General features: G+C 73.2%; 17 protein-coding genes. 7 read left to right on the top strand and 10 right to left on the bottom strand.

The annotated features are described in order from the left end of the window. The first annotated feature begins 45 nt into the window (after positions 1–45). From ACIRPK_RS13280 to ACIRPK_RS13290, 3 genes are all read left to right on the top strand, one after another. A complete protein-coding gene (locus ACIRPK_RS13280; protein ID WP_403037195.1) occupies positions 46–1,563 on the top strand; it encodes an MFS transporter in 1,518 nt (505 codons plus the stop codon). Between the two features lie 114 nt (positions 1,564–1,677). Then, positions 1,678–2,268 (top strand): RNA 2',3'-cyclic phosphodiesterase, encoded by a 591-nt coding sequence (gene thpR / locus ACIRPK_RS13285; protein ID WP_403037198.1) that lies wholly within the window; start codon positions 1,678–1,680, stop codon positions 2,266–2,268. Between the two features lie 100 nt (positions 2,269–2,368). Next, complete coding sequence (locus ACIRPK_RS13290) at positions 2,369–3,307, top strand: LysR family transcriptional regulator (protein WP_403037201.1); 939 nt, start codon at positions 2,369–2,371, stop codon at positions 3,305–3,307. 36 nt (positions 3,308–3,343) lie between these two features. Here ACIRPK_RS13290 and fxsT read toward each other — a convergent pair whose 3' ends face one another. From fxsT to pdxH, 6 genes are all read right to left on the bottom strand, one after another. After that, entirely contained in the window at positions 3,344–7,348 is a 4,005-nt protein-coding gene (gene fxsT, locus ACIRPK_RS13295) for an FxSxx-COOH system tetratricopeptide repeat protein (protein WP_403037204.1), read from the bottom strand. Beyond that, complete coding sequence (locus tag ACIRPK_RS13300) at positions 7,345–8,757, bottom strand: TIR-like protein FxsC (RefSeq protein ID WP_403037207.1); 1,413 nt, start codon at positions 8,755–8,757, stop codon at positions 7,345–7,347. The genes fxsT and ACIRPK_RS13300 overlap by 4 nt, the downstream gene beginning before the upstream one ends. A gap of 117 nt (positions 8,758–8,874) precedes the next feature. Next, the gene (locus tag ACIRPK_RS13305) at positions 8,875–9,663 is read right to left on the bottom strand and encodes an aminoglycoside N(3)-acetyltransferase (RefSeq protein WP_403037210.1); all 789 of its coding nucleotides are present in this window, start codon (positions 9,661–9,663) and stop codon (positions 8,875–8,877) included. Between the two features lie 163 nt (positions 9,664–9,826). After that, the gene (locus ACIRPK_RS13310; RefSeq protein WP_403037213.1) at positions 9,827–12,283 is read right to left on the bottom strand and encodes an FxsB family cyclophane-forming radical SAM/SPASM peptide maturase; all 2,457 of its coding nucleotides are present in this window, start codon (positions 12,281–12,283) and stop codon (positions 9,827–9,829) included. A 27-nt stretch (positions 12,284–12,310) separates the two neighbouring features. Further along, positions 12,311–12,493, bottom strand: a complete 183-nt coding sequence (gene fxsA, locus ACIRPK_RS13315; protein WP_184915438.1) for an FxSxx-COOH cyclophane-containing RiPP peptide — start codon at positions 12,491–12,493, stop codon at positions 12,311–12,313. 213 nt (positions 12,494–12,706) lie between these two features. Then, positions 12,707–13,405, bottom strand: a complete 699-nt coding sequence (pdxH, locus tag ACIRPK_RS13320; RefSeq protein WP_403037216.1) for a pyridoxamine 5'-phosphate oxidase — start codon at positions 13,403–13,405, stop codon at positions 12,707–12,709. Positions 13,406–13,735: 330 nt separating this feature from the next. On the opposite strand from pdxH, the gene ACIRPK_RS13325 reads away from it, so the two are divergent. Together ACIRPK_RS13325 and serC are read left to right on the top strand one after the other, a co-directional pair. Then, a complete protein-coding gene (locus ACIRPK_RS13325) occupies positions 13,736–14,836 on the top strand; it encodes a citrate synthase 2 (RefSeq protein WP_403037218.1) in 1,101 nt (366 codons plus the stop codon). A 136-nt stretch (positions 14,837–14,972) separates the two neighbouring features. Further along, positions 14,973–16,091 carry a phosphoserine transaminase gene (gene serC / locus ACIRPK_RS13330; protein WP_403037221.1) on the top strand — a complete coding sequence of 373 codons (1,119 nt, stop codon included), beginning with the start codon at positions 14,973–14,975 and terminating at the stop codon, positions 16,089–16,091. Positions 16,092–16,545: 454 nt separating this feature from the next. Here serC and ACIRPK_RS13335 read toward each other — a convergent pair whose 3' ends face one another. Further along, a complete protein-coding gene (locus ACIRPK_RS13335) occupies positions 16,546–17,457 on the bottom strand; it encodes an AraC family transcriptional regulator (protein WP_403037224.1) in 912 nt (303 codons plus the stop codon). A gap of 85 nt (positions 17,458–17,542) precedes the next feature. Here ACIRPK_RS13335 and ACIRPK_RS13340 point away from each other — a divergent pair, with 85 nt between their 5' ends. Both ACIRPK_RS13340 and ACIRPK_RS13345 read left to right on the top strand, forming a co-directional pair. After that, complete coding sequence (locus ACIRPK_RS13340) at positions 17,543–19,300, top strand: beta-galactosidase (RefSeq protein ID WP_403037227.1); 1,758 nt, start codon at positions 17,543–17,545, stop codon at positions 19,298–19,300. Positions 19,301–19,337: 37 nt separating this feature from the next. Continuing rightward, a complete protein-coding gene (locus tag ACIRPK_RS13345; RefSeq protein ID WP_403037229.1) occupies positions 19,338–20,291 on the top strand; it encodes a 2-hydroxyacid dehydrogenase in 954 nt (317 codons plus the stop codon). Between the two features lie 6 nt (positions 20,292–20,297). On the opposite strand, the gene ACIRPK_RS13350 is transcribed toward ACIRPK_RS13345, so the two are convergent. The 3 genes from ACIRPK_RS13350 to ACIRPK_RS13360 form a co-directional block, all read right to left on the bottom strand. Next, positions 20,298–21,170 carry an alpha/beta fold hydrolase gene (locus ACIRPK_RS13350; protein WP_403037231.1) on the bottom strand — a complete coding sequence of 291 codons (873 nt, stop codon included), beginning with the start codon at positions 21,168–21,170 and terminating at the stop codon, positions 20,298–20,300. A gap of 32 nt (positions 21,171–21,202) precedes the next feature. Further along, positions 21,203–22,156 (bottom strand): DUF4231 domain-containing protein, encoded by a 954-nt coding sequence (locus tag ACIRPK_RS13355; RefSeq protein WP_403037234.1) that lies wholly within the window; start codon positions 22,154–22,156, stop codon positions 21,203–21,205. 187 nt (positions 22,157–22,343) lie between these two features. Next, on the bottom strand, positions 22,344–23,093 hold the full coding sequence (locus ACIRPK_RS13360; RefSeq protein WP_403037236.1) for a sugar isomerase domain-containing protein: 750 nt from the start codon (positions 23,091–23,093) through the stop codon (positions 22,344–22,346). Positions 23,094–23,134 lie beyond the last annotated feature (41 nt).

Here is a 23,134-nt window from a genome sequence, read left to right on the forward strand (position 1 = left end):
GCGACCACCGCCACCGCCGTGGTCGCGCTTCGAGGGGAGAGCACCGTGACACCGCCGGCCGCCGCCAGCGCCATCCGCACCGACGACTCCACATCCGAATCGGCAGCCACCACCGCTGCCCCCGCCGACAGCCTGGCGCCGACCCCCGTGGGTCTGCCGGGCAGCGGCGACGACGACCCCGACGAACGCACCGCGGCGGCACCGACCGCCGCGTCCACCCCGCTCCGGCAGGCACCGGGCGGGGACGGCCCGACGGGGGCCCGCTTCTCCCGGCCCGGCGGGATGTTCTCCTCGCTGCGGATCCGCAACTACCGCTACTACTTCGCCGGTCAGGTGGTCTCCAACACCGGCACCTGGATGCAGCGGATCGCCCAGGACTGGCTGGTGCTCAGCCTGACCGGCAGCCCGCTCGCGGTCGGCATCACCACCGCGATGCAGTTCCTCCCGATGCTGCTGCTCGGCCTCTGGGGCGGCGTGCTCGCCGACCGGCTGCCCAAGCGGCGGCTGCTGGTCGCCACCCAGGGCGCGATGGGCCTGCTGGCCGTCGGCCTCGCGGTGCTCACCATCTCCGGGACGGTCACCGCCGGGTACGTCTACGTCTTCGCGCTGCTGCTCGGCCTGGTCACGGTGGTGGACAACCCCACCCGGCAGGCCTTCGTCAGCGAGATGGTGCCCGCCAAGGACCTGGCCAACGCGGTCAGCCTGAACGCCGCCAACTTCCAGACCGCCCGGCTGATCGGTCCGGCGGTGGCCGGTCTGCTGATCGCCGCGGTCGGCAGCGGCTGGGCCTTCGCGGTCAACGCGGTCTCCTTCGCCGCCGTGATCGGCGGCCTGCTGGCGATGCGGACCGGCGAGCTGCGCCCGACCGAACGGGTGGCCCGCCAGGGCGGTCAACTCCGGGAAGGGCTCCGGTACGTGAAGGAGCGTCCGGAGCTGCTCTGGCCGATGGTGCTGGCCGGCTTCATCGGCACCTTCGGGTTCAACTTCCCGACCCTGCTGTCGGGTTTCGCCTACGACACCTTCCACGTGGGTGCCGGGCAGTACGGTCTGCTGAACACCGCGATGGCGGTCGGTTCGCTGGCCGGCGCGCTGCTCGCCGCCCGGCGCGGGGTGCCCAGGCTGCGCCGGCTGGTCGGTGCCGCGCTGGTGTTCGGCGCGCTGGAGGTGCTGGCCGCCTTCGCCCCCGGGTACTGGTCCTTCGCCCTGCTGCTCACCGTGATCGGGGTCTTCGGCCTGACCTTCAACACCTCGGTCAACTCGATGATCCAGCTGTCCACCGACCCGGAGATGCGCGGCCGGGTGAGCGGACTGCTGGTGCTGGTCTTCACCGGCGGCACGCCGATCGGTGCCCCGGTGGTCGGCTGGGTGACCGACGTGTACGGGCCCCGGCTCGGCCTGCTGGCCTGCGGCGCGGTCTCCGCGCTGGCCGCCCTGGTGGTCGGCCTGGTGCTGGCCCGGGCGGCCGACCTCAAGGTGCGGGTCGACCTGCACCGGGGCTCCCGGGTGGTGGCCTTCGTGCCGCGCGGCCCGGTCCGCACCCGCGAGCTGGCCACCGCCTGCTGACGGCGGCCCGGCGGTCCGGTCCCGGAGCCTGGTCGCCAGGACCGGCCGGGCCACCGGTACGGATCCGCACCGACATCGTTCCCCCGGACGGCCCCGGTGGACGATCATGGGGGCATGAGGCTCTTCGTGGCGGTGAACCCGCCGGTCGACGCGGTACAGGAACTGGCCGACGCGGTGGCCCCGTTGCGCGAGCTGCCGGGCGCGGAACGGCTGCGCTGGACCGAGGTGGCGGGCTGGCACCTGACGCTGGCCTTCCTGGGCGAGCTGCCGGTGACCGAGCTGCCCGCGCTGACCGGGCTGCTGGCCCGGTCGGCGGGGGAGCACGGTGCGCACCGGCTGCGGCTGGCCGGCAGCGGCTGCTTCGGCGACCGGGCGCTCTGGGCCGGGGTGGACGGGGAGGTCCGGGCGCTCCGCCGACTGGCCGAAACGGTCCGGGCCGGGGTCACCGAACTGGGCGTCGAGAGCGACCGGCTCGGCTTCCAGCCGCATCTCACCCTGGCCCGGTCGGGCGCCGCGCGGGGCAGCCGCCGGGCCGACCGGCGGACCGCCGCGGGCGGCCTGCAGGGGCTGGCCGGGGCGCTGGAGGGCTTCCGGGGCGCCGAGTGGCGGGCCGGTGAACTCTGCCTGATGCGCAGTGAGACGGGCCTCGGCGGGTCCCGCTACACGGTGCTGGAGCGGTTCCCGCTGGCCGGCCTGAGCACCTGACCCCGGTGGCCGGGTGGCCCCGGGTGGCCGGATGGTGCCAGTCGCGCTGCCGGGCGACGGCTCCCTTGTCCGGGCGAGCCGTCGCCCGTACGTTCGTCGGATGGAGCTGGAGCTGCGCCACCTGCGAACCATCCGGGCGATCGCCGAGGCGGGCAGCCTGACCAAGGCGTCGGTCTCGCTGGGCCTGGCCCAGCCTGCCCTGAGCACCCAACTCAAGCGGATCGAGCGGTTGTTGGGCGGGGACCTGTTCGAGCGCAGCCGGGAGGGCGTGCAGCCGACCCCGCTCGGCGAGCTGGTGCTGGACCGGGCCAGGGTGCTGCTGCCCGCCGCCCGGGAGCTCCAGGAGGAGGCGGCCCGGTTCGCCAACGCACTCGACGGGCCGCCCCGGTTCCGGCTCGGCGCCACCCACGGGCCGCTGCTCGGTGCCCTGGTGGACCGGCTGATGGCCGAGTACCCCGGGGCCGCCGTGACCACCGCCACCTCCTGGTCCACCCGCCAGCTGGTCGGCCAAGTGGCCTCCGGGCGGCTGGACTTCGCACTGGTCGGGGTCTGCGGGGAGAGTCGGCCGCAGGGCGACGAACAGCTGGCCTGGCGGGAGATCGGCACCGACCCGATCTTCGTGATGCTGGCGGCCGACCACCCGCTGGCCGGCGAGCAGGAACTGATCCTGCGTCAACTCGCGGCCGAGCAGTGGACCCTGGCGCCGGGGGAGGGCTGCTTCGCGGACTGCTTCGCGGCGGCCTGCAGCCGGGCCGGCTTCACCCCGCTGTCGATGTACGAGACCGACACCGCCTCCTGCGTGCACCTGGTGCAGGTCGGCCGGGCGGTCGGGCTGTGCCGGGCCACCTTCCCGCCGACCGCCGGGCTGGTCACCGTCCCGCTGGCCGGCTCCCCGCTGACCTGGCGGCACCTGCTCGGCTGGCACCCGGCCGCCGCGGCGGCCGGGACCGCCGGCGAGGTCACCGGCTACGCCCGCACCGCGCACGTCGAGGCGGCCGGGCGCAGCCCCTCGTACGCGGGCTGGCTGGCCGCCCGGTAGGCACCCGAGGGGTGTCGACCGGGCGGCGGAGCGGGATCAGACCGGCTGCGGCTCCAGATCGCGGTTGATCCGGCGCCAGCCCCGGGTGGAGACGGTGTTCGGGTGCTCCTCGCCGAACAGCCGGAGCAGCTCGGACAGGGCGTGCTCGCGGAGTTCGGCGGCCTGGGCCGGGTTGGACTTGCGCAGGGTGACCGCGAGGTTGGACTCGCAGGCGATCGCGTCCGGGTGGGCGGGGCCGTACCGGTTGCACAGCCCGGCGTAGGCAGCCCGCTCCAACTCCTCGGCCTTGGCGCGCTGTCCGCCGTCGCCGTAGGCGTTGGCCAGGTTGATCATCGCGTTCAGGGTGAACGGGTGGTCGGGGCCGAGCACCGAGCGGAGGGTCCCGACGGTGTGCGTGCCGCGCCGGATCGCCGCCTCGACGTCCCCGCTGCCGCGCAGGTAGATCCCGAGGTTGTTCTCGCAGGCCAGGGTGAACGGGTGCTCGTCGCCGAACAGCCGCTGGTGCCCCTCGTAGACGGTGGTGGCCAGGTCCCGGGCGGCCTCCTTGTCGCCGGAGGCACTGTGGTCGGCGGCCAGGTTGAGCGCGCAGGCCAGGGTGTCCGCCGCCTCCGCGCCGAACCGGTCCAGGTAGCGCTCGTAGGTCTGCATGGTGAGCTGCCTGGCCTCCCGCAGGTGGCCGTCCCGACGGAGCGACACCGCAAGGGACTTGGCGTTGCGCAGGTTCTCCGGCAGGTCGGCCTGGAGCACGTCGGCGAGCTCCTCGGTGACCTCCCTGAGCAGCTCGATCGACCCCTTGTAGTCGCCGATCTCGCGCAGGTCGCGGGCCAGGTTGGACTTGCTGGACAGGGTGTACGGGTGCCGCGGGCCGAGCACCGCGGCCCGTCGGTCGTAGGTGTCCTGGTCCAGGTCGCGGGCCGCCTCGCTGTCGCCGACCAGCCGGTAGTCGATGGCCAGGTTGTTGGCGATCGACAGGGTGCGGGCGTTCTCCTCGCCGAACAGCTCGCGGAACTGGCCGTAGGTCTCCAGGTCGAGGTCCAGCGCCTCCTGGAACCGGCCGAGCGCGCGCAGGTCGGCGCCGAGCGATCCGGCGGTCATCAGGGTGTACGGGTTGTGCTCGCCGAGCAGGGTCTTCTGCCCGGCCAGGGTGCGCTCGTCGAGCGAGCGCGCGTCCGCGAAGTTGCCCTGGGAGCGGACCACGTTGGCCAGTTGGAAGTTGAGGCTGAGCACCTGGCGCCGTAGGTGCCGGGCCTCCACCTCGTCCTGCTCGCCGCCGAGCCGGCTGGTCCAGGTGGCGTCGAGCTGCTCGGCCAGGGTGCGGGCCTTGTCCAGGTCGGTGCGCTTCCACAGGTAGCGGACCCGGTCGATCAGCAGCTCGCGGGTCTCCCGCTCGTCGCAGTCCTGCGCGCGGGAGGGAGCCAGGTGCGGCCAGATCTTCTCGAACCTCGGCCAGTTGGCCGGGTTGTCGGTGTCGCCGAGGGCCGGCCTGGCACCGACCAGGATGCGGTGCACCTCGTGCATCGCGGCCTCGCGGGCGCTGTCGTCCATCTCGGACCGGACCACGGCCTGCACCAGCCGGTGCACCTGGAAGCTGTTGCTGCCCGCGTCCACCTTGGCCAGCGCGTACCGGCCGACCGCCTGGATCACCTTGCCCAGCATGAAGACGTCGCTGAGGTCCTCGTCGTACTTCACCAGCGACTTGATCATCTGGTCGCTGTAGAACAGGTCCATCGAGATCGGCTCCGGCGCGAAGAACGCGCAGAGCTGCAACAGTCGCACGGCGGCCGGGGACTGCTCGCGCAGCCGGGCGATCGAGACGTTCCAGGTGGCGCCGACCGGGGTCGGGTAGTCGGCCGGGCGGCCGACCGCGAGGGCCCGGGTGGCCTCCTGCTGGAGCTGGCGGACGTAGGTGTCGACGGGGGTGCGGGTGGTGTCCAGCCAGGCGGCCGCCACCTCGACCGCCAGCGGCAGGTCGCCGACCGCCTCGGCCACCCGGTCGGCGTCGGCCCGGGACAGGCCCCGGGTGCGCCGGGTCAGGTGCTCCACGCTCTCGCCACGGGTGAAGACGTCCACCCCGAGCACCCCGGCCTGGCCGGACCACGCCTGGTTCCGCGAGGTGACCAGGATGTGCCCGGAGCCGCCGGGGAAGAACCGGCGGATCTCGCTGGGCTCGTCGGCGTTGTCGAAGATCAGCAGCCAGCGCGAGGTCGGGTTGCCCCGGCGGAGCGCCTCCCGGGCCGCCTCGGCGGCCTCGTTGACGCTGTCGCCGACCCGCAGCCCGAGCCGGCCGGCCAGGTCGGACAGCGCGGTGGGGATCAGGTCGGTCTGCTCGGCGTCGATCCACCAGACCAGGTCGTAGTGCGACATGTAGCGGTGCGCGTACTCCAGCGCCAGCTGCGACTTGCCGACACCGCCGAGCCCGTAGAGCGTCTGCGGGGTCGGCAGCACCACCATCGGGCCGCCGACCAGCTGCTCGCGCAGCTCCTCCAGCACCTTGGCCCGGCCGGTGAAGGACGGGTTGCGCTGCGGCACCGACCAGTACGAGGGCCGGGTGCCGGGGAACCGCGGGATCTGCACCTCGGCGTCGATGTCGGCGTCCGCCCGGCCGAGCGCGCGGAGCAGGATGGCGGCGGCCTGGCTCTCGTCCCGGCCGACCAGGTCGACCGGGTTGCGGCTGACGAACGGCGCGTTCAGCCGGACGTCGCTGACCCGGACCGGGACGATCTGGCGACGGCTGCCCGACGGGTCGAAACCGCCCATCGAGTCCCACAGCGCCCGGGCCTGAGGGGCCCTCAGGTATGCGGCGGAGAGCACCGCGACCGTCCGGTTGGCGGCGTCGATGCCGCGCTCGGTCTCCTGCCGGGTGTCCGCTCCGGCGCCGATGTCCCGGGGCACCACCCGGAAGCCGGCGCTCTCCAGCACGGCGGCGATCCAGTCCGCCCAGATCCGGTCCTCGGGCACGAAGGAGAGGTAGAGGTCGGCGGGCACGGTCGGCCGCCGCCGGGTGTACGCCTCCACCCAGTGCAGCCGGACGTCCTCGTCGAGCGGCGGCAGCGCGGTGACCCGGCCCTTGGTCAGCACCGAGGTGAGCCGCTCGCAGGCGGCCAGCATCGAGGTCGGGGTGCCGGTCTGGTCGCCGAAGGTGGCGAGGATCTCCTCGTAGGCGTAGAACGGCCGGTACGGGATCTCCACCGAGCCCCAGTAGTGGGCGAGTTCCTCCTCGACCAGGCCCTCGGGCAGCCCGGAGAACCGCAGCCGGGCCAGCGCCCGGCCGGCGTCCGCCTTCTCCTTCTCGCCCTCGTCGATCCGCATCGGCACCGGCAGGATGCGGATCGCCCGTTCCCGGTACCGGTCGTTGATGTGCTGGGCGATCTTCGAGGCGCCCTCGATGCTCTGGTCGCTCAGGGTGAAGCAGACCACCAGGTCGTCCGGCATCTGCACGGTGCAGATCTCGGCGATGTCGGACAGGCCCGTCCGGCTGTCGATCAGGATGTAGTCGTAGCGGCGGCTCATGTCCCGCTTGAGGGCGTCGAAGAACTGCCCGCCGTCGAAGCGGTCGTAGAACAGGTCCCAGTCGAGGCGGCCGACCACCTCGGAGTAGTCCCGGTTGAGCTGACCGGCCGAGAGGAAGTCCAGGCTGCCACCGGGTGGGAAGCCGGGCCAGGAGAGCGACAGCGCGTGCGGGTGCACCCGGGCGAAGTCCTGGTGCCAGCCCGGCGGGTGCTCGACCTCGCGGAGCGCCTCCTCCCGGTAGTCGGTGATCAGGTCCATCATCCCGGTGGTGCCCGCGAGGGCGCCCTGGTCGAGGAACGGCCGGAAGAACTTGGCCAGGCCCGGCGCCTCCAGGTCCCAGTCCACGGTGAGCACCCGGAAGCCGTTGGCGGCCAGGATCCAGGCGGTGTTGGCCAGCGCCATGGTGCGGCCGGTGCCGCCCTTGTAGGAGTAGAAGGTCACCACCCGGCCCTGGCGGTCCTCGCTGGCCTGCGGCTCGGTGTCCTCCACCGGATCGGCCATCCGGAGCTTCCTGGTCGGCTTGTCGGTCATAACTCTCCTCCCCCGAAGGCGATCCCCGGGGGAGAATCGTCCTCCTCGTGATAGCGCGACTGGTCGCTGTCCCGGTCGTCCCGACTCCAGGGCCGTCGTGGTGGCGGCTCCTCCCTGGCGCTCGACGGACTCTCGAAGGCCCGGCGCAGGCTCGGCCTGGCACTGCCCGGACCGCCGGTCCCGTCGGGCTGGTTGCCCTGACCGCTCGGTGGCCTCGAACTCTCCTCGAAGGCGTACTTGGCCCGCATCACCGCGCGCGGCAGCGCCGCCTCGAACTCCTCCAGCGAGCCCAGCTCGGCCGGGCTGCCGTGGAAGCTCGGCCGACTGTCGCGGTGCTGGGAGCGCAGGGTACGGGCGCTCAGCTCGGTGAGCGCCTCGCCGTCGGCGACGCAGTCCGGATCGGTGCTGTTCCACGGCTCCAGCACGCTCACCCAGGACGGGTTGCGGCGGTCGAAGTCCACCACCGCCGCCCGCCGGGTCTCGTCCCGCAGCGCCCAGCGGTCCAGCAGCAGCAGCCCGGGCGCGGTCGGCGGGCCCTCGGCGAGGATCGCCTCCGCCTCGTCCTCGTACGCGTGCACGCTCGGCTCGAAGCCCAACTGCCGGGCCACCCTGGCCGCGTGGTCGGCGAGTGGCCGGGAGGAGGCGGGTTGGTACGGGCGCCAGTCGGTCGGCTGCGGCCCGTAGTAGTCCGGGTTCCGGCCCTCCGGCACCTCGGCCTGCGGGTAGGAGAGCACCGAGATCCGTAACTGCCGGGTGCGCGGGGTCGGGAAGGCGCTCGGCTGGGCCTGGAAGTCCAGCGGCCGGCCGGGTGGGATCACGGTGCTGGCCGCCACGTCCACGATCCGCTCGGCCAGCCGGTGCACGGCCAGCTCGTAGGCTCGGCGGAAGTAGCCGAGCCGCATCAGCGCGTACAGTCCCTCGGCCTCGTAGTCGGGGCCGAACCCCCGGTGGTTGAACTGGAGTTGCCGGGCCACCTCGGGCAGCTGGTGGTCGCTCATCGGGATCCACAGCACCGGCACGATGCCGGTCGGCCGCTCGGTGCTCTGCCGCTCCGGGAAGACCGGCCGCTGGACGAAGGAGTGCCACTCCTGGCCGCAGGCCACGCTGGTGAAGTAGCGCGGCGAGTAGAGCGGTACGAACACCCGGCAGCTGGCCAGCTCCTGGGAGAGCCGCTCGGCCCACAACTGACCCTGGTGCATGGACTGGTCCATGAAACCGACCGGCGCTCCGCCGCGCAGGTCGGTCAGGTGCAGCACTTCGTCGCAGAGGTCGTTGAAGAGGCGGTTCACCCACTGGTTGGGATCACCGGCCCCGCCGGTGCGGGACCTGGGGACGTGCGCGTAGCTGAGAAAGAAGTACGGACGCTCCGCGTTCTCGTCCCACCCGCCAGGGTCGTCGTCGCCGTACACACGCGCCTCCCCCGAGACCATCCGGTGTGTTGGTGGTGCACCGTCTCAGACGTAGCCGGGGTGTCCACAGTTCCCAACCGCGTCGTTCCCTCACAGAGGGCCTTCAGTGTAGGAAGGTCAGGTTCGCGAATGGAATAGGGCGTTGTCCCGGAGGAACTTGTCGGCCACGTCCACCCCGTCCGCGATGTCCATCACGAAGCAGTCCGCCGCACCGAGCCGCCCCCGGCGCAGACTGGCCATCTCGCCGAGCACGCCGGTCATCGGTTCGAAGTGTTCGTCCCGCAGGTGCACGGCGTCGAACGACTGCCAGACACCGCTCGGCAGCACGCAGCTGTAGGTCTGGATCGGCGGATCGGGCTGCCGGTACTCGGCCAGGTGCAGCGCGGTGCAGCACCAGACCGGTACCCCGATCAGCAGCGCCCGGGCCCGCGCGGCGTACAGCCGGCCGACCGGCGAGTCCTCGCCGAGGTGGGAGTCGAGCGGGTGATCGTCCGTCAGTTCGGCGGCGCGGTGGCCGATCGCGGCGAACGAGGTCTGCGGGTGGTGGCTGCGGCGGGCCCCCGGGGTCTGCCGGAGCACCTCGGAGAAGTGGCCGAGAATGCGCGAGGTCGGGGTGGTGTCAGGGTCGAAGGGGGGGCGCGAATCCCAGTACGCCTGCTTCTGTTGCTCCGTCATCCCGTCGGTGGGGGCGAGGGAGAGGCGGGAGGTGTTCGAGTTCTCGGGAGTCGCGGTGTAGGCCAGCACCGTGCCCCGCTCGCCGAGGACGCGGCGCAGCGCCGCCAGCAGGGTGGCCGGGCCGCCGTCGATCGGGCCGACGGCACGGAGCGAGGACTGCACCAGCAGGGTCTCGCCCGGCTGGATGCCGAGGGACCGCAGGTCGTGCTCCAGTTCGTCGATGCCGATCATCTGACGCTGTCTCCTTGTGGCGCGGTCCGGGGGGATCGGGGGCTGTGCCTATGGCAGGGCGCTCAGTTGCACTACCCAGGGGCTACGGGGCTGCGCTCTAGGCAGGCGCCCGAGCATCTACGGTCAGGGGCTCGGGGAACTGCGAGGAGATCTGGCGTGCGGGTCACTGCGAAAGTGCCTGCCCATCTACGCGACGATCACCTTGTTCGAGGTCGGCGTCGCAGTTCCCCGAGCCCCTGGCGCCGTAGGCGGCTGAGCAGTTCCCCGAGCCCCTGGCGCCGTAGGCGGCTGAGCGGGGACCCGGGCCGCTGGGGGGTGTCTGGCGGAGTGCCGTGCTCGACTGCATGCCCTGTACGAAGCGGGTGCCCACGGGGGTGAGGGAACCGGAGGAGAGGAGGGTTTCGACGGCGGTGGTGGTGTGGGCGTGCCAGGTGGTGTGCTGGGTGTGGGCGTGGGCGGCGGCGGGGCTGTCGAGACCGGCGTAGGCGCGGACCCGGGTGGCCCAGAACTCGGTGACCGCGAGGTGGGCGTAGGTGCCCTGGAGCAGGCCCTCCAGCGGGCGGGGGTCGGGGCGCCAGGGGGCGTGGAAGAGGCGGTCGTCCGCCGGGTCGTGGAGGTCGTGGAAGTCCAGCACGGCGCCGAGCTTGACGTGGTTGAACTCGTGCGCGAGCAGCAGCGCCAGGATCGGTGCGGTGCCGGGCCGGGCGATGCCGACCGCGCCGAACGCCTGCCGGGCCGCCGCGCTGACGTCCCGTCCGGCGGGGCCGGGACGGAGCGGGGTCAGGGTGCCGAGCCCGGCCCGCAGGCCGGCCGCGTGCTCGGGCAGGTCGCGGCCGAGCAGCTCCCAGGCCTCCCGCAGGCCGCCCGTCCAGGCGAGCAGCTCGTCCTCGGTCAGCCGGTCGGTGACCGGCCACTGGTGGCTGTCCCGCTGCGGGTCGGTGTCCTCCAGGGCGAGCGTCCAGCCGCCGGGCAGCGCGACCCGGCGGACGGGCTGCCAGGGGCCGCCGTCCGGGTCGTCCCAGCCCACCTCGACGTCCCGGACGGTGAAGCCGTCCTTGCCACCGCGCAGCACCGCCTCGCCCGCTCCGCCGACCTCGACCCGGCCCAGCGTCGGCAGGTGCACCGCGCCGCTCCGGACCGGGACCGGCAGCTCGAACTCGCGGCCGGCCCGGAGCGCGGCGGCGGCGGCCAGCTCGGCGAAGCCGCCGAGGTCGGCCCCGGGATCACGGTCCAGGCAGCGCACCGCCCAGGCCCGGACGTACGGGTGGCCGAGGGTGGCGTCCAGCGCGTCCGGCGCGGTGCCGTCCAGCTCGGTCAGCAGCGACCAGGGCTCCGGGGCGCCGGCCGAGAGGGCGGCCAGCAGCCGTCTGGTCAGCCCGAGCTGGGCGGTGGCCAGGGCCAGGACGGTGCCGGCGCTGCCGTGCCCGGCGGCCAGCTCGGCCAACTGGGCCTCGCTGAGCGCGCCTTCGGCCGGGCCCGGCTGGGCCGGGACGGTGCTGACCGGGGCGACCCGGTCCCGGACGGTGGTGATCAGTTTCATCAGATCCCCGCAGAAGACGGAGGGGTTGTCGAAGCCGCGGCCGCTCCGGTACCGGTGCGCGTACAGACCGCCGCCGCAGGAGCGGACCACCGGGCAGGACCGGCAGTCCGCGCTCAGCCCGGCCAGCCCGGACTGACGTTCCATCATGCCCGGGTGCCCGGCCACCTGGTCCAGGGTGTGCGCGAAGACGTCGAAGCCGGTCTCGGGTGCGCCGTCGTACGCCGTCTTGAGGCTGTCCGCCTGCTCCAGGGTGCCGTCGGTCTCGATCACCACCAGGTCGGCCGGGTCCAGGCCGAGCGACTCGGTCAGGCTGGAGCGGCCGCGCAGGGTGCGGTGCACCGAGTCGAAGATCCGGACCGGCACCGGGCGGCCCTGCGCCGTCCAGCGCCGGTGGATCGTCAGCAGCCAGTCGGCGTACGGCGCGGGCCCCGCACCGGCGGGACGTTTCGGCGGATCGTCCCAGGTCGCGTGGGGGAGCAGGAAGTCGATCCGGGGCGGGGCGAGCGCGACCAGCGCGTCGTAGACGGCGACCGGGTCGTTCTCGACGTCGATGGTGCACAGCAGGCCGGCGTACAGGTGGCGGTAGGCCGGACGGCGGAGCAGCTCGACGGCGGCCAGCACCTTGGCGTGGCTGCTGCGTCCGTCGGCGTACCTGCGGTGCCGGTCGTTGGCGGCCCGGTCACCGTCCAGCGAGATGCCGACCTTGACGTCCAGCTCGGCGAACAGGTCGAGGAACCGCTCGGACAGCTGGACGCCGTTGGTGTGGATGCGCAGGTCGAGCGCGCAGCCCGGAGGGAGGGCGGCGCGCAGCAGCTCGGCGGCCCGGCGCAGCACGACGGGGCCCGCGAGCAGCGGCTCCCCGCCGTGCAGCACCACGTGGACGGCCGTCAGCCGGTGGGCCAGGGCATGCTCCGCGATGCGGTCGGCGGTCGCCGCGAGCACGCGCTCCGAGACGGTGCGCGGCTTGCCACGCCAACTGGTGTCGGCGTGCTCGTACACGTAGCAGTGATCACAGGAAAGGTCACAGCGGCTGTGCACCTTGAGGACGAACTGCGAGAACGGCGCGGGGGGACGGGACATGACGAGGCGTCGGCTGTGCGGCGACCGTCAGATGGAGGAGTTGAAGGCCGCCACGGCGACCTGGCCGCTCTCCTGGCCGGGCAGCGCCCGGTGCAGCTCGGCGGTGAGGTGGTCGGTGCCCAGAGCGGCGAGGGCGGCGAGCGAGGCCCGAGGGGCGGGCTGCTCGACGGAGTCGCGGTCAGCAGGCCGGGTGGCGAGTGCGGTGACCATTGCAGTCTCGTTTCTGCGGTTGAAGCGCGGGGAAACGGGGTAACCCAGAGTCGCTTGCTCCGGCTCCGGGCCCGCCCGACTACCGCCGAGTGTCCCGGACGCGCCTACGTACCGCCCGCCAAATGGCCATAAATCCATCAGTTCGTGCGAGGGGTCACTACTGCGATTGACGTAGGGTCAGTCGCGCGCGCCCGCGTGGCCGCACACGCCCGGCTACGGGCAGAGCCGCTCGACCCGCCAGCCGCCGTCCTCGGCCAGGTAGCGCAGCCGGTCGTGCAGCCGGTTCTCCCGGCCCTGCCAGAACTCCACGGTCTCCGGCACCACCCGGTAGCCGCCCCAGAACGGCGGCACCGGCACGCCCTCGCCCTCCGGGTAGCGCCGCTCCAGCTCCGCGTACCGCTGCTCCAGCACCTCCCGGCGGCTCACCGGGCTGGACTGCTCGCTGGCCCAGGCGCCCAGCTGGGAGCCGTGCGGGCGGGTCCGGAAGTAGGCGGCGGTCTCGTCCCGGCCGACCTTCTCGACCCGGCCGGTGACCACCACCTGGCGGGAGAGCGAGATCCACGGGAAGAGCAGCGAGGCCCAGGGATTGACGGCCAGTTCGCCGCCCTTGCGGGAGCCGTAGTTGGTGAAGAACACGAAGCCGCGCCGGTCGTAGCCCTTCAGCAGCACCGTCCGCGAACTCGGCCGGCCCTGCGCGTCGGCGGTGCTCAGCACCATCGCGTTGGCCTCGGTCACCCCGGCCTCCACCGCCTGGTGGAACCACTCGGTGAACTGGGCGACCGGCTCGGCCGTGAGCTGCTTCTCGGTCAGGCCCTCGTGCTGGTAATGCTTGCGCATCACGCTCGGGTCCGGGCTGGGCCGGGCCTCGGTGGGCGTGGCCGGAGGGGTCGGGTGACGATCCGCGGTAGGCACGGCAACATCATCCCGTACGACAAGCGTCGGATACCGCTACGTCCAGGCAAACCCGGGTGGGAGATAAGGTGTCTCGCCACCGCTCCACACCTCGCCACGCAGGGGATTGCCCGGGTTCGTCCGGTACGTCCCGCCACGGTCCGCCACTGTCGCCGGACCTGTGACTGTCCGGGCCGGGGCGGTCTTTCGGGAAACATCACCGTAGTGGTGTCTGGCGCAATGCACTCCGTGCCTGTCAGGCTGACACCGAGTGCCAACACACCATCGGTCACCGGCGTCGCCCGCCCCACCAACGGCGGCCCGCCGGATCGGATCACTGAAGGAGCCGTCATGTCCGACTTCGTACCCGGACTCGAGGGAGTCGTCGCGTTCGAGAGCGAGATCGCCGAACCCGACCGGGAAGGCGGCGCGCTCCGCTACCGCGGCGTGGACATCGACGACCTGGTCGGGCACGTCTCGTTCGGGCACGTCTGGGGCCTGCTGGTGGACGGCAAGTTCAACCCGGGCCTGCCCGCCGCCGAGCCGTTCCCGATCCCGGTGCACTCCGGTGACATCCGGGTCGACGTGCAGTCCGCGCTCGCCATGCTGGCCCCGGTCTGGGGCCTCAAGCCGCTGCTCGACATCTCCGCCGAGGAGGCCCGGGACAACCTGGCCAGGGCGGCCGTGATGGCGCTCTCCTACGTGGCGCAGTCGGCCCGTGGCCAGGGCCGCCCGATGGTCCCGCAGAGCGAGATCGACAAGGCCGAGACCGTGGTCGAGCGGTTCATGATCCGCTGGCGCGGCGAGCCGGACCCGAAGCACGTCAAGGCGATCGACGCGTACTGGACCTCGGCCGCCGAGCACGGCATGAACGCCTCCACCTTCACCGCCCGGGTGATCGCCTCCACCGGTGCCGACGTGGCCGCCGCGCTCTCCGGCGCGGTCGGCGCGATGTCCGGCCCGCTGCACGGCGGCGCCCCGTCCCGGGTGCTCGGCATGATCGAGGAGATCGAGCGGACCGGCGACGCCGCCGCGTACGTCCGCAAGGCCCTCGACAACGGCGAGCGGCTGATGGGCTTCGGCCACCGGGTCTACCGCGCCGAGGACCCGCGCGCCCGCGTGCTGCGCCGCACCGCCAAGGAGCTCGGCGCCCCGCGCTTCGAGATCGCCGAGGCGCTGGAGAAGGCCGCGCTGGAGGAGCTGCACAACCGCCGCCCCGACCGCGTGCTGGCCACCAACGTGGAGTTCTGGGCGGCCATCATGCTGGACTTCGCCGAGGTCCCGGCGCACATGTTCACCTCGATGTTCACCTGCGCCCGGACGGCCGGCTGGTCGGCCCACATCCTGGAGCAGAAGCGCACCGGCCGGCTGGTCCGCCCGGCCGCCCGCTACATCGGCCCGGCCGCGCGCGGGCCGCAGGACATCGACGGTTACGAGTCCATCGCGCGCTGACGCCGCGTCACCCTTTCGAGCGGGTCCGGGGCGGCCGTCCCGGACCCGCTGCACACCTGCGCCGAGCGGGCAAGATCACATCTCAGCGGGCGGACGGCCGTTCCGAGTTCACAATCCCGGGCAGTAGGCTGCCGCCGTGGCTAAGATCCAGATCCCCGCTGACATCAAGCCCGCAGACGGCCGTTTCGGCTGCGGTCCGTCCAAGGTGCGCCCCGAGGCACTGAGTGCCCTCGCCGCCACCGGCACCTCACTGCTGGGCACCTCGCACCGGCAGGCCCCGGTCAAGAACGTGGTGAAGCGCGTCCGTGAGGGCGTCGCCGACCTGTTCTCGCTGCCCGAGGGCTACCAGGTGGTGCTCGGCAACGGTGGCTCCACCGCGTTCTGGGACATCGCGGCCTTCGGGCTGGTGCGCGAGAAGTCCCAGCACCTCAACTTCGGTGAGTTCTCCTCCAAGTTCGCGTCCTCGGTCAAGGCCGCGCCGTGGCTGGGCGAGCCCTCGGTGATCAAGTCGGAGCCGGGCACCCACCCGCTCCCGGTCGCCGAGGCCGGCGTGGACGTCTACGCCCTCACCCACAACGAGACCTCCACCGGTGTCGCGATGCCGATCCGCCGTCCGGCGGGCGGCGACGCGGGCTCGCTGGTGCTGGTCGACGCCACCTCGGGCGCCGGCGGCCTGCCGGTCGACATCACCGAGACCGACGTCTACTACTTCGCGCCGCAGAAGTCCTTCGCCTCCGAGGGTGGCCTCTGGCTCGCGACCTTCTCGCCCGCCGCGCTGGAGCGTGCCGCCGAGATCGCCGCGTCGGGCCGGTACATCCCGCCGTTCTTCGACCTGCCGACCGCGATCGACAACTCCTCGAAGGACCAGACCTACAACACCCCGGCGATCTCCACCCTCTTCCTGCTCGCCGAGCAGCTGGAGTGGCTGAACGGCCAGGGCGGCCTGGACTGGGCCGTGGCGCGGACCGCCGACTCCTCGGCGCGGCTGTACGGCTGGGCCGAGAAGTCCTCCTACGCCCGCCCGTTCGTGGCCAGGGCCGAGGAGCGCTCGCAGGTCGTCGGCACGATCGACTTCGACGACTCGATCGACGCCGCGGAGATCGCCAAGGCGCTGCGCGCCAACGGCATCGTGGACACCGAGCCCTACCGCAAGCTCGGCCGCAACCAGCTCCGGGTCGCGATGTTCCCGGCCATCGACCCGTCCGACGTCGAGGCCCTCACGGCCTGCATCGACTACGTCGTCGAGCAGCTCTAGGCATCCTGCCCGGGCATCTACGGTCCAGGGGCTCGGAGCTGCGCTTTTGGCAGGCGCTCGGGGTCTACGGTCCAGGGGCTCGGGGCTGCGCTGTAGGCAGGTGCTCAGCGGTCTACTACCCAGGGGCTCGGGGAACTGCGAGGAGATCTGGCGTGCGGGTCACTGCGAAAGTGCCTGACCGCCTACGCACGCGTGACCTTTTCCGAGGTCGGCGTCGCAGTTCCCCGAGCCCCTGACTCTTCCGAAGCACCTGCCTAAAAGTCGGCGGCGCCCACGCGGCGGAGCCGCACGTCAGCAGAGCCCCGAGCCCCTGACCGTAGATGCTGGAGCATCTGCCAGAAGGGCAGCGGCGCTCAGCGGTGCGTCAGGGCGCTGATGATCACGACGGCCAGCAGCAGCGCCAGTGCGCCGCTCACGATTCGCATTCGGGTCTTGGGGTCCACGGTGAACGAGGTTACCCGCTGGCGCGGTGGGCCTCGTCGGAGGCCCGTTCGGGGCCGTAGAGGCCGGTGAGTTCCTCGGCCAGTTCGTCGTGGGGCACCGCGCGGAGGCGGCCGTCGCCCCGGTACTGCTGGGTGCGGAAGGCGGACGGGGCGAGGCCGACCCGGCGGGTGAAGATCCGGGTGAAGTAGGCCGGGTCCTGGTAGCCGACCCGGCGGGCCACCGCGGCGACCGGGAGCTCGCTGGCCGCCAGCAGGGTCTTGGCCTCGTTCAGCCGGACGGTCAGCAGGTACTCCTTGGGGCCGACCGCCCCCACCGAGCGGACGGCACGGCGCAGTTCCGCCACCGTCAGCCCGGCCCGGCGGGCGTGCTGGGCCACCGAGAGCGGCAGGCAGGCGTCCCGGCGGAGCACTTCGAGCACCGGCTCGCCCGCCAGGTCGAGGTCGGCCCGGTGGCGGCGCAGCTCGACCAGCAGCTCGTGCACCCCGGCCGAGGACTCCAGGTCCACCAGCGGGCCGCCCCGGCGGCAGGCGCCGGCGATCCGGGCCACCACCCGCTCGGCCGGGTCGGCGGTGGTGAGCGGGGTCACGTCCACGGCGGGCAGCAGGCCGAGCTCGGCGTAGCCCGCCGTGCCCGGGCCGGTGAAGTCGACGAAGGACTCCGCCCAGCCGCCCTGGTCCGGTGCGTAGTGGTGCGGCTCCCCGGGGCGCAGCCAGAGCACGGCGGGGGCGGTCACCGGCTGCCGCACGCCGCCCGACCCGGTGAACCAGCCGCGTCCGGTGATCACCACCACGGCGACCCAGTGGTCCAGGGTGCGCGGTCCGACGGTGGGCAGCCGACCGCGCTGCATCCCGACCCCGAGGCAGGCCAGCCCGGTGGCCAGCTGGGCCGGACCAGGCGTCAGGTAGTGCCACCAGCGCTCCACGACGTACCTCCTCCGGACCGACAATCCAACACCCGCCGGGGCTTTGTCCATGGCCCTGACCTGCCGATTGCCGCAGGCTGGGGCCATGCTCACCTACGACTCCAGCGGTTTCCGGCTCGACGGCGGCCCCCTGCGCATCCTGTCCGGTGCCGTGCACTACTTCCGCACCCGCCCCGAGCAGTGGCCCGCCCGGCTGGCCGCGCTGCGGGCGATGGGACTGAACACCGTCGAGACGTACGTCCCGTGGAACCTGCACGAACCCCGCCCCGGTGACTTCCGGCGGCTGGCGGAACTGCCCGCGTTCCTGGACGAGGCCGCCCGGCAGGGCCTGTGGGCGATCGTCCGCCCCGGCCCGTACATCTGCGCCGAGTGGGACAACGGCGGGCTGCCCGGCTGGCTGACCGCGCGGGTGGGCCGCCGGGCCCGGACCTCGGACCCGGAGTACCTGGCCGCCGTGGACGCGTTCTTCGACCGGCTGCTGCCCTCGGTGGTGGAGCGTCAGACCACCCGGGGCGGCAACGTGCTGATGGTCCAGGTGGAGAACGAGTACGGCTCCTACGGCAGCGACCGGGCGTACCTGCGGCACCTGGCGGACGGGCTGCTCCGGCGCGGGGTGGAGGTCCCGCTGTTCACCTCGGACGGTCCGGAGGACCACATGCTCACCGGCGGCACCCTGCCCGGGGTGCTGGCCACGGTGAACTTCGGCTCCGAGCCGGAGGCCGCGTTCGAGACGCTGCGCCGCCACCGGCCGGAGGACGCGCCGTTCTGCATGGAGTACTGGAACGGCTGGTTCGACCACTGGGGCAAGCCGCACCACGCCCGGGACGCGGCCGACGCCGCCGACACGCTGCGCCGGATGCTGGCGGCCGGCGGCTCGGTCAACCTCTACATGGCGCACGGCGGCAGCAACTTCGGCACCGGCGCGGGCGCCAACCACGCCGACCCGCCGTTCAACTCGACGGACTGGGAGGAGTCCCCGTACCAGCCGGTGACCACCTCCTACGACTACGACGCCCCGCTGGACGAGCGCGGCGCGGTGACCGAGAAGTACGAGCTGTTCCGGGCGGTGCTGGCCGAGTTCGCCGCCGAGCACCCCGAGCAGGCCCGTTACCTGGACGACCGGACGCCCGCACTGCCGCAGCTGCCGCCGGTACTGGCCGCCCGGTCGGTGCCGTTGACCGGATCGGCGCCGATCCCGTTCGGGCCGGAGACCGAGCACCCGGTGCCGCCCACCTTCGAGGAGCTGGGGATCGAGCACGGGGTGGTCAGCTACCGGTTCCGGGTCCCGGCCGACCGGCCGGAACTGCCGCTGACCGTCGAGGGGCTGCACGACCGGGCGGTGCTGTCGGTGGACGGCAAGCGGGTGGCCGAGCTGGCCCGGGGGGTGGCCGGTGACGCGCTCACCGTCCCCGGCGGGGTGTCGCTGGAGCTGCTGGTGGACTCGCTCGGCCGGGTCAACTACGGCCCCGGCACCGGCGATCGGAAGGGCATCAGGGGCGGGGTCCGGCACGAGCGGCAGTACCTGCACGGCTGCCGGACGGCCGTGCTCGACCTCGGCGCGGAGCTGCCGCCGCTCGACCTCGGGACCGAAGGGCCGGTGCGCCGGGGCGAGTTCACTCTGGAGGCGACCGGTGACACCTTCCTGGCGGTGGCCGGTGGGCGGCGCGGCCGGATCTGGGTGAACGGCTTCCTGCTCGGCAGCTACGACGGGCGTGGCCCGCAGGTCACGCTGTTCTGCCCGCAGCCGCTGCTCCGGGTCGGCGCGAACGAGCTGGTGGTGCTGGAGCTGGGCGACGCCACCCCGGCGGCGGTGGAGCTGCGGGAGGCGCCCGACCTGGGCTGACGCCCCGTCCGGCGGCCGGCCCGACTAGGGTCGGGGGATGGATTCGGTACTGGTGACGCGGCGGCTGGCGCCCGGTGTGGTGGAACGGCTGGCCCCGTACGTCGAGGTGACCTCGCACGACGAGGAGCGGCCGATGGCGCGGGCCGAGCTGCTCGCGGCGGTGCGCGGCAAGGCCGGGGTGATCACCACGCTGGACGACGTGGTGGACGCCGAGTTCCTGGCGGCGGCCGGGCCCGGGCTGCGGATCGTGGCCAACCACGCGGTCGGCACCCACAACATCGACCACGCCGCCTGCGCCGCCCGGGGCGTGCTGGTCAGCAACACCCCGGGGGTGCTGACCGCCGCCACCGCCGACTTCACCTGGGCGCTGCTGCTCGCCGCCACCCGCCGGCTGGGGGAGGGCGAGCGGCTGCTCCGCTCCGGTGAGCCGTGGGCCTGGGCGCCGACCTTCCTGCTCGGCATGGAGCTGACCGGTGCTCAGCTGGGCATCCTCGGAATGGGCCGGATCGGCCGGGCGGTGGCCCGGCGGGCGGTCGGCTTCGAGATGCCGGTGGCCTACCACAATCGGAACCGGCTGCCGGCGGCGGACGAGGCCGGGGCCGAGTGGCTGCCGCTGGACGACCTGCTGGCCCGCTCGCAGGTGCTGGTGGTGACCTGCCCGCTCAGCGCCGCCACCCGGCACCTGGTGGACCGGGAGCGGCTGGCCCGGCTCCCGGCCGGGGCGGTGGTGGTGAGCGTGGTCGCCGGGGTGGTGAACGAGCAGGATCTGGCCGAATCCCTCGCCTCCGGGCACCTCGCGGCCGCCGCCGTGGACAACTTCGAGCGGGAACCGGCCGTCCCGGCTGCGCTGCTGGCGCAGCCGAACGCGGTGCTGGCCCCGCACCTGGGCAGCGCGACCGTGCAGACCCGGCAGGCGATGGGCGACCTGGCGGTGGCCAACCTGCTCGCGGTGCTGACGGGTGGTCAGCCGCCTACTCTGGTCCGGCCGTAGCGCCGGTCAGTCCGCGGCGCCCGCCCAGCGCATCGCCTCGGCCATCACCTGGAGGGCGCCGAAGTGGGCCGCGCCGGGCTCCAGGTAGAGCTCCGCTCCGGGGATGTGGTCGGCCAGCCAGCGGGAGTGGTCGACCGGGGAGAACTGGTCGTCCGCGCCGTGCCAGAACCGGGTCGGGACGGCGATGTCCTCGACCTTGAAGCCCCAGTCGGTGGTGAAGGCCAGCACATCGTCGATCCAGCCGTCGGCGCTGTTCCGGAACGCCTGCCGGTAGGTGGAGATCAGCCGCTGCCTGATGCCCGAGTCGGTCACCAACGCCCGGTCGGTGGGACCGAGTTCGGGCACCAGCCCCTCGATCACGCTGGCCGGGTCGGCCCTGATCCGGCGGGACCTGGCCTGGAACGAGGCGGCGAACCGGTGCTGCCCGCGCTCGACCTCCTGGTACGCGTGCACGTTGGACGCGGTCATCCCGGAGTACCAGTCCAGGCCCTCGGCGTTCCGCGGCGCCAGGCTGACCAGCGCGGCCACCCGGCTGACCCGGTCCGGCAGCAGGGCGGCGCAGGCCAGCGCGTGCGGCCCGCCGCCGGAGCGGCCGAGCACGGCGATCTCGTCCAGCCCCAGCGCGTCCGCGATCGCCGCCACGTCGGCCGCCGCCGAGGCCACCCGGCGGCCCGGCAGCCGGGTGGAGTCCCCGTAGCCGGGCCGGTCGAAGGCGATCAGGTGCACGCCGAGCCGGTAGAGCACGGACGTCCGGGGGTAGGGGCCGACCCGGCTGCCGGGGGTGCCGTGCAGGACGAACACCGGCCGCCCGTGCGGATCGCCGAAGGTCTCGACCGCGAGCGAGCGGGAGTCCCCCACCTCGACCAGTTGCAACACCACGTGGCTACCTCCGAGAAGTGGTCCGACCGGGCCTAGAGCGGTGCGTCGGTGGTGCGCACCTCGCGTCGGGCCTGCCAGGTGGTGTGCTCCCGCGAGATGGCGTCCTCGGCGTCCCGGGCCAGCCGGGCCCAGTTCTCCTCGGCGTCCGGGGCGTCCACCGCGAGCTGGGTCAACTGGGTCTCGATCACCGCGAGTTCGGAGGAGGCGATGGAGTAGGCGGCGGCCTGCGGCCGGTACTGGCGGAGCTGGGCCCAGGCGGACACCGAGGCGGCCACCGCGGAGACCGCGCCGAGCGCGTCGAAGGTGAACTCGCCGAGTGCCCGCAGGATCGCCAGCACCAGGCCGGTGAACGGGAGCACCACGCCGAGCAGGTCGGCCCACCGGGTCGCGTTGGTGCAGTACCTGGCCTTGTTCCGGTACCACTCCCGCTGGGTCCTGACCCGCTCCCGCAGGTAGACCTCGCGCCGGACGGTCAGCGGCTGGTCGCGCAACTGCCGCATGGAGTCGGTGATCTGCGGGTGGGTCGGCGGCCGCCCGGCCAGCGGGCCGCGCCAGGACTGCAGCTCGGCCTGCACCCGGCCGAGCTGCGGGATCGCCCGGCTGGTGCCGAACTGGTTGATCACGCCGCCGAGTTGGACGTCGTAGAGCCGCTCGGCGTCCGGCAGGGTCTTCGGCGGCGGTTGGTAGGCGTCGGCCCGGACCGCGTACTTCCAGGACAGCGTCTTGACCGACTCGGCGGCGGCCCGGCCCTCGTACCAGAGGCCCTGCGGGTTCTGCCGTCCGGTGATGGTGGCCAGGCCGACCGTGAGCAGGTAGGCGAGCGCCGCCGACCAGGCCCACAGGCTGCCGTCGGCCGAGCCGGCGAAGGCCGCCAGCACCAGCAGCAGCAGCTCCCAGCGGGACAGCGCGACCGCGCGCCGCTGGCCCTGGAGCGAGGAGGAGTCCGCCGTCCAGAACAGCTCGGGCAGCAGTTCGTCCTCGCGCACCCATCCCATCGAACGCCCGCCACCGGCCGCCACCATCTGGACCCCCGCCCCTCGCCGTCCGCGTCAGCAGGTACCTACTGCCCCCGACGGAGCGGCGGTACGCTCGGTGTCCGGCCAGTATGCGTGTCAACTGGCCATGATCGCCGGGGAACTGACGATCGGTCCGGTCGGCGGGCGGGCGCCGGGGTCAGAACGTGTAGTAGATCCGTTCGGCGTTGTCCGCCATCACCTTGACGTTCCACTCGGTGCCACCGTCCACGTTCCCGGAGCGGAACAGCGGGGGAGTGACGCCCCGGTCGGCCAGCCGGCCGACCGCGGCGGCCACCACGGCCTGCATCAGCGCGCTGGTGACGATGGTGGAGACCGAGCCGAACGAGGTCCCGGCCGCGGGGTGGCTCAGCTCGCCGTCGCCGACCGCGATCTTGCTGTCCAGCACCACGTCGCAGTGGTCCTTGAGGTACGTCCCCGAGGAGTGCTGGGAGCTGACCTCGCCCGGGTACGCCAGCGAGGTGACGCCGATCACGGTCAGGCCGCGGGCCCGGGCGTGCTGGGCCAGCTCGACCGGCATGGTCTGGCGGCCGGAGAGCGAGATCACGAACAGCAGGTCGCCCGCGCCCGCCGGGGTGAGGTCCAGGGTGGTGGTGGCCAGCCCGGAGACCCGCTCCAGGGCGCTGCCGAGCGGCGCGGGCATCACGTTCACCCCGGTCATGCCGGGCACGTTCAGCAGGTTGATCACCACCAGGCCACCGGCCCGGTAGACCACGTCCTGGGCGGCCAGCGAGGAGTGCCCGGCGCCGAAGGTGAAGATCCGGCGGCCGTCCGCGACCGCCTCGGCCAGCAGCTCGGCCGCCCGTTCGATCGAGCCGGCCTCCTCGGTCCTGATCCGGTGCAGGTGCTCCACGGCGGCGTCGAAGTACCGCCCGACCAGGTCGCTCATCAGATCTCCGTACCGTGGGGGCGGTCCGGTGGTCCAGACCG

It is taken from the genome of Kitasatospora sp. NPDC101801 (assembly GCF_044766665.1).
GTDB lineage: Bacteria > Actinomycetota > Actinomycetes > Streptomycetales > Streptomycetaceae > Kitasatospora.